Annotated in this window: 6 protein-coding genes and 1 pseudogene; 2 read left to right on the forward strand and 5 right to left on the reverse strand. The window is 71.8% G+C overall.

The genetic code is table 11. The features are described 5' to 3' along the window. The 4 genes and pseudogenes from AOK08_RS24885 to AOK08_RS24900 form a co-directional block, all read right to left on the reverse strand. Positions 1 to 317: pseudogene (locus AOK08_RS24885) on the reverse strand (ATP-dependent helicase); the annotation flags it as partial. 114 nt (positions 318 to 431) lie between these two features. Further along, positions 432 to 1,034: a hypothetical protein gene (locus AOK08_RS24890; RefSeq protein WP_055530003.1), complete on the reverse strand. Its 603-nt coding sequence runs from the start codon at positions 1,032 to 1,034 to the stop codon at positions 432 to 434. Continuing rightward, positions 1,031 to 2,221, reverse strand: coding sequence for an ROK family glucokinase (locus AOK08_RS24895; RefSeq protein ID WP_055530005.1), 1,191 nt, complete (start codon positions 2,219 to 2,221; stop codon positions 1,031 to 1,033). The genes AOK08_RS24890 and AOK08_RS24895 overlap by 4 nt, the downstream gene beginning before the upstream one ends. A 138-nt stretch (positions 2,222 to 2,359) precedes the next feature. After that, complete coding sequence (locus AOK08_RS24900; protein WP_107101036.1) at positions 2,360 to 3,097, reverse strand: GntR family transcriptional regulator; 738 nt, start codon at positions 3,095 to 3,097, stop codon at positions 2,360 to 2,362. Positions 3,098 to 3,227: 130 nt separating this feature from the next. Here AOK08_RS24900 and AOK08_RS24905 point away from each other — a divergent pair, with 130 nt between their 5' ends. After that, entirely contained in the window at positions 3,228 to 4,235 is a 1,008-nt protein-coding gene (locus AOK08_RS24905) for a Gfo/Idh/MocA family protein (RefSeq protein ID WP_055530009.1), read from the forward strand. 268 nt (positions 4,236 to 4,503) lie between these two features. Here AOK08_RS24905 and AOK08_RS24910 read toward each other — a convergent pair whose 3' ends face one another. After that, positions 4,504 to 5,184: a response regulator transcription factor gene (locus AOK08_RS24910; protein WP_198539382.1), complete on the reverse strand. Its 681-nt coding sequence runs from the start codon at positions 5,182 to 5,184 to the stop codon at positions 4,504 to 4,506. Between the two features lie 95 nt (positions 5,185 to 5,279). Between AOK08_RS24910 and AOK08_RS24915 the strand changes: the two genes are divergently transcribed. Next, positions 5,280 to 6,314, forward strand: a complete 1,035-nt coding sequence (locus tag AOK08_RS24915; protein WP_055530016.1) for an aldo/keto reductase — start codon at positions 5,280 to 5,282, stop codon at positions 6,312 to 6,314. Positions 6,315 to 6,435: the final 121 nt, after the last annotated feature.

The raw sequence follows: 6,435 nt of genomic DNA on the forward strand, positions 1-6,435 counted from the left end.
GCGGCGGGGTCGCGGCGGGCCCGTACGAGCAGCGGCAGCGCGGCGGCGACGGGCAGGGTCAGCGCGGGGGCGGTCCGGCGGCGGACACCGGTGCCGTGTCGTCGTACGACCGTGAGTTCCGTCAGTCCCGTGCGTTCCGTACGCCCGTCGCTCCCGTCGTGCCCGTCCCCCAGGTCCGTGTCGCCCGCCGGGTCCCAGAAGGCGATGCGGCCCTCGCGCGGGAGGGGGGCGGGCAGGAAGACGGCCGCGAGGCGCACGGACACGGCCGCCGCGTCCGCCACGTCGTCCACCGTTGTCGCCGACGTCCTGTCGCTCATGCGTACGTCACCTCCCGCCCTCGTGTCATGTCCGTCGAGTCGGACGTCTTCGACTGTACGGGCGGGGTCTGACAATCGGTCGCGGAGACGGGCCGGAGCCGGTCGTACGGCCGGTCAGGGTGTCGTGCGCGAGACGACGTACACCATGTAGTGGTTGGGGCGCGCCCACTTCACGACGATGTGCTGCGTGGGCGCCGGGTCCTTCTGGCGGTGGGCGAGACCCCACCACGGGCCCGGCTCCTTGAACTCCCAGCCGACGATCTTCCGGTCACGGGCGCTGATGGAGAGCTGGTCCTTCTTCAGGCCCGCGCGCGGGACGCCCATCGCCTTGAAGAAGAAGTCCAGCCCCGCGTTCGTGGTCATGAACTGGACGTACAGGCGGCTGGTGCGCCAGTTGTTCGTCTCGTAGTAGGCGACCTTCGTCGACAGGATTCCCTTGCCGTCGGCCTTGCGCGGGATGGGCACCTCGTAGATGTGGCGCTGGACCTTCGAGGGCCAGTCCTCGGTGAGCCCGCGCGCCGCCCACTTGCGTTCCTTGTCCTTGCCGCTGTCGCGGCTCTGGTTGGCGGAGATCACCAGATAGCCGGCCGGGACACCGATGAGCAGCACGATGATCAGCAGGGTCAGGGCACGGCGGCGGATCTTGTGTCCGCGGTCCTCGGGCGGCCCGGGCGGGGCGTCCGGAGCCATGGCCTGGCGGGGCAGGGAGGCGGTCACCGGGGCCCCTGGGTGGTACGGCGGGTGTTCTCGACGAACTTCTCGAAGCGCTCGTACCGCTCGACGCGGCGCCGGTTGGCGCGCCGGAAGCGGCGGGCGACCAGCCGGGCGAGGTCGGCGGCTCCCACCATGCCGGCCTCGGGGCCGAGCTGGGCGCGAGCGATACGGGCCTCGGGGCGGTAGCCGCGGCCGGTGAGGTGGCGGCGGAAGGCGTCCCGGGCGGGGCCGATGAGCAGGTCGTCGGCCGCGGATACGCCACCGCCGATGACGAAGCAGGAGGGGTCGAGGGCGGCGGCCAGGTTGGCGATGCCGACGCCGAGCCACTGGCCGATGTCCTGGAGCAGCTCGATGCACATGGCGTCGCCCTCGCGGGCCAGCTCGGTGATCATCGGGCCGGTGATGTCGGCGATGTTGCCCTTGACGTGCTCGATGATGCCGTACGCCACCGGGGAGTCGGCCGCCGCGAGTTCGCGGGCCTCCCTGACCAGCGCGTTGCCGGAGCTGTACTGCTCCCAGCAGCCGCGGTTGCCGCACGGGCAGCGGTGGCCGCTGGGCACCACCTGCATATGGCCGAACTCGCCTGCTACGCCGAACTTGCCGCGCTTGACCTGGCCGTCCTCCAGGATGGCGCCGCCGATACCGGTGCCGAGCGTGATCATGACGAGGTGGTCCTCGCCGCGCCCCGCGCCGAAGCGCCACTCCGCCCAGGCGGCGGCGTTGGCGTCGTTGTCGACCAGTACGGGGACGGCCAGCCGGCCCGCGAGGCGGTCGCGCAGGGGCTCGTTGCGCCAGGACAGATGCGGGGCGAACAGGACGCGGCTACGTTCGGCGTCGACCCAGCCGGCCGCGCCGATGCCGACGGCGTGCACGTCGTGCCGGTCGGACAGGTCGAGGACCAGCTCGGTGATGGTGTCCTCGACGACCTTGGGGCTCTTGGACTTGTCCGGCGTCTCGGTCCGGATCTTCTCCAGGATGTTGCCGTCGGCGTCGACGACTCCCGCCATCACCTTCGTGCCGCCGATGTCGATGCCGACGGTGGGCACGCGGGGGGCCGTGAGGTGGGAACGGCGCTCGCGGGTGCCGACGGTGCGCAGGGCCGGGGCTCTGCGGGAGCCGATGGGGGCGCCGCCCTCTCGGGCGGTGCCGGCCAGTGCCCTGGGGAGTGCGAGGTCGCGGTAGCTGCTCATCGTGAGTGATTCTGCCTCACCGGCGAGGCGGAGGCGGTGCGGGGGAGCGGCGGGGCGGTGCGGTTGTTCGCCGGGTGCGGGTGCGTCGTGGTTGATCGCGCAGTTCCCCGCGCCCCTGAAGGGGGCTGCGCCCTCCCTTCAGGGGCGTACCAGAAGCTGGAATTCGAACGAGTAGCGCGTCGGGCGGTAGGTGTGGGTGCCGAATTCGACGGCTCGGCCTGTGTCGTCGAAGGTGGTGCGCTGCATGGTCAGCAGGGGGGCGCCCGCTTGCTCCGCGAGGCGTTCCGCCTCCTCCGGGGCGGCTCCGCGCGCGCCGATCGACTGGCGGGCGCTGTGCAGGGTGATTCCGGCGGCGCGCATCAGCCGGTACAGGCCGGTGGCCTCCAGTTGGCCGGTGTCCAGGTCGAACAGGCCGGGCGGCAGATAGTTGCAGAGGTGGGCCATGGGCTCGCCGTGCGCCATCCGCAGCCGTTCCACGCGGTGTACGTCGCTGCCCTCGGCCACGTTGAGCGCGGCGGCGACCTCGGCGGAGGCCGGTACGACGGTGTTGACGAGGACCTGGGTCGCGGGGCGCTGGCCCGCCGCCTCCAGGTCGTCGTACAGGCTGCTCAGTTCCAGGGGGCGCTTGACCTGGCTGTGCACGACCTGTGTGCCGACGCCCCGGCGGCGTACGAGCAGGCCCTTGTCCACCAGGGTCTGGATGGCCTGGCGCACCGTGGGGCGGGACAGACCGAGCCGCCCGGCCAGCTCTATCTCGTTGCCCAGCAGACTGCCGGGGGTGAGTGCGCCGCGCTCGATGGCGGCTTCGAGCTGCTGGGACAGCTGGAAGTAGAGCGGTACCGGACTGCTCCGGTCCACTCTGAGTTCCAGCGGCACTGTCGGATCCACATCTGGTTTCGGCACGGCCCGAGCGTAGCTCCGGGGATTGTTGACGGGAAGTTGTGCGGTCTGATTGTCCGGACATACACATTGACAGCGTGCCTGGTCGGACCCCAGTTTGGTTCTCATGCGCATCGGAGTCATCGGCACGGGCCGCATCGGTACATTCCACGCGAACACCCTCAGCCGCCACCGCGAGGTAGGGGGCTCCCTCATCGTCACGGACGCGGACTACGGGCGGGCGCAGGATCTCGCGCACCGCTTAGGAGCCACGGCGGCGCCGGGTGTCGACGAGATCTTCACCTGGGGCGTGGACGCCGTGGTGATCACGGCCGCCACCTCGGCCCACGCCGAACTGATCGGCCGGGCGGCACGCTCGGGTCTCCCGGTGTTCTGCGAGAAGCCCATAGCACTCGATCTGCCTGCCACGCTGGCCGCGATCGCCGAGGTGGAGGCGGCTGGCACCATCCTTCAGATGGGCTTCCAGCGCCGCTTCGACACCGGCTACACGGGCGCCCGCGACGCCGTGCGCTCGGGGAAGCTCGGCCGGCTGCACACCGTCCGGATGATGACGTCGGACCAGACGCCGCCCCCGCCCGAGTATCTGCCGCTGTCCGGCGGGCTCTACCGGGACACCCTGATCCACGACTTCGACGCCCTGCGCTGGGTGACCGGGCACGAGATCGCCGAGGTGTACGCGACGGGGTCGGACGCCGGGCCCTCGATGTTCCGCGACGCGGGCGACATCGGTACGGCCGCCGCCGTCCTCACCCTGGACGACGGCACGCTCGCCACGGCGACGGCGACCCGGATGAACGGCGCGGGCTACGACGTCCGCATGGAGCTGGCCGGAGAGCTGGACCAGGTCGGCGTCGGCCTGGACGACCGTACGCCCATCGCGTCCACCGAACCGGCCGGACCGCCGGCCGCGAGCAAGCCGTGGACCGGCTTCCTGGAGCGCTTCGGCCCCGCCTACGAGGACGAGCTGTCGGCCTTCGTCGAGGTGGTGCGCGGTGAGCGCGCCAACCCCTGCGACGGCCGCGAGGCACTCCAGGCGCTGCGCGTCGCCGAGGCCTGCGAACTGTCCCGACGGGAGCACCGGCCCGTACGTCTCGCGGAGATCCAGGGCGGCTGAAGCCGGGATCCGGTGAGAACGGCGGCGAACGTCCGCCCCCGGGCCTCGCCGGCCGGCCAGGCGCCCCCGGACTGTCGGGCCTCCCCGGCCGCAGAGGGTTCCGGACCGCCGCGCGTTCCCGTGCTGCCGGCCGCCACCGCACCGGCAGGCTCCGCACCCCGCGCGGCGGCACGCCCCGGAGCGGCGGTAGCGGAGGCCGTGACCGAAGGCCGGATGGCTCCTGGCGGGCCACGGGGTGCCCGCATGGGCAACGTGTGCCGTTGCCGGCTCAGTTCCCGTCCTGCCCGTTCTCCTCCAGGAGTCCGGCGTCGTACGCCAACAGGGCGATCTGTACCCGGTTGTTGAGGTCCAGCTTGGCGAGGATGCGGGAGACGTGCGTCTTGACGGTGGCGACGCTCATGAACAGGGCTGCGGCGATCTCGGCGTTCGACCTGCCCTGGCCTACGGCGACCGCCACCTCGCGTTCCCTGTCGTTCAGCGCGCCGATCCGCTCCCGGGCGCCCTTGCGCCGGGTGTCGGCCGTGCCGCCCGCCGCGTGGGCCATCAACTGGCGGGTCACGGCGGGAGACAGGACGGGGTCGCCGGCCGCGACCCGGCGTACCGCATCGAGGATCTCGGCCGGCGGAGTGTCCTTGAGGACGAAGCCGGCGGCGCCCGCGCGCAGGGCGCGCAGCACCTGGTCGTCGGCGTGGAAGGTGGTCAGGACCACGACCTGCGGGGCGTTCGCGCGGGCCCGCAGACGTTCGGTGGCGGCGAGGCCGTCCACCGTCGGCATCCGGATGTCCATGAGTACGACGTCCGGGCCGGTGCGGCCGACGAGCGCCTCGACCTCGCCGCCGTCGGCCGCCTCCCCGACGATCTCGATGTCGTCGGCGCCGCCCATCATGAGGGACAGGCCCGCCCGTACGAGGGGGTCGTCGTCGACGAGGAGCAGTCTGATCACGGTCATGGATCTACGTAATCACGGTTGTGCGGCGCCCGGGCGAACCTGGCTGTCGCGGGCTACATTGCCGACCTGAACTCCCGTGAAGTGAGAGGCATTTCGTGCGCTACCGACTGCTGGGCCGGACCGGCTTGCGGGTCTCCGAGCTCTTCCTGGGCGCCATGACCTTCGGCGACCAGGGCGGAGTGGGGGCGCCCAGGGCGGAGTGCGCGCGCATCCTCGACGCGTACGAGGACGCCGGCGGGAATGTCGTCGACACCGCGATCAACTACCGGGGTGGCGCGAGCGAGACGATCCTGGGCGAACTCCTCAGAGGACGGCGCGACCGGCTCGTACTGTCCACGAAGTACACGATCTCGCGGGACGGCGCGGATCCCAACGCCGCCGGCAACCACCGCAAGAACCTCGCGCTGTCCCTGGAGACGAGCCTTCGCCGGCTCCGCACGGACTACGTCGACATCTACTGGGTGCACATCTGGGACCGGGCCACGCCCGTCGAGGAGACCATGCGCGCCCTCGACGACGCCGTGCGCTCCGGGAAGGTGCTGTACGTCGGCATCTCGGACGCCCCGGCCTGGGTGGTGTCCCGGGCGAACACCCTGGCGGAGTGGCGGGGCTGGTCCCAGTTCGCCGCGCTCCAGGTGCCGTACAGCCTGCTCAACCGGGACGTCGAGCGCGAACTGCTGCCGATGGCCGAGGCGTTCGGGATGTCGGTGGCGGCCTGGAGCCCGCTGCACAACGGCATCCTGTCCGGTAAGTACACACGCGCGCGGGGCATCGCCCCCGACGAGTCGGTACGGCTGTCCGCGGACGCGATCGGCGAACGTGAGCACACGGTGGCGCGGGCGGTGCAGTCGGCGGCGGACGAACTCGGCGCGACCCCGGCGCAGGTGGCCATCGCGTGGACCATGGCGCACTCCCCCGCCGTGCACCCGGTCCTCGGCGCGCGCCGGGTCGAGCAGCTCACCGAGAATCTCGGCGCGGCCGAACTGGCGCTTCCCGCCGACCTGGTGGCGAAACTGGACGAGACGACCGGGTTCCGGCCGGGCTTCCCGACCGAGTTCATCGAGGAGACCTCGGCCTGGGTCTACGGGGCGGCGGGACAACGGGTGGTGCCGCGTACGGTACGCGCCTGAAAACACCCTCTTCTTGAAGAGGCGCCGTCGAGCACCCTCTTTAAGAGGTGCCGTTTCAAAGAGGCGCCGTCAGGCACCCCACGGCAGCCAGGCCCTGACGGCGAATCCCCCACCGCCGGCC

The sequence above is a fragment of the Streptomyces graminilatus genome (assembly GCF_001418565.1).
Taxonomy (GTDB): domain Bacteria; phylum Actinomycetota; class Actinomycetes; order Streptomycetales; family Streptomycetaceae; genus Streptomyces; species Streptomyces graminilatus.

What these genes read in the sequence shown, in the direction of transcription:
- AOK08_RS24895 (WP_055530005.1), bottom strand. Translation starts at nt 2,221, where the DNA reads ATGAGCAGCTACCGCGACCTCGCACTCCCCAGGGCACTGGCCGGCACC.
- AOK08_RS24905 (WP_055530009.1), top strand. Translation starts at nt 3,228, where the DNA reads ATGCGCATCGGAGTCATCGGCACGGGCCGCATCGGTACATTCCACGCG.
- AOK08_RS24910 (WP_198539382.1), bottom strand. Translation starts at nt 5,184, where the DNA reads ATGACCGTGATCAGACTGCTCCTCGTCGACGACGACCCCCTCGTACGG.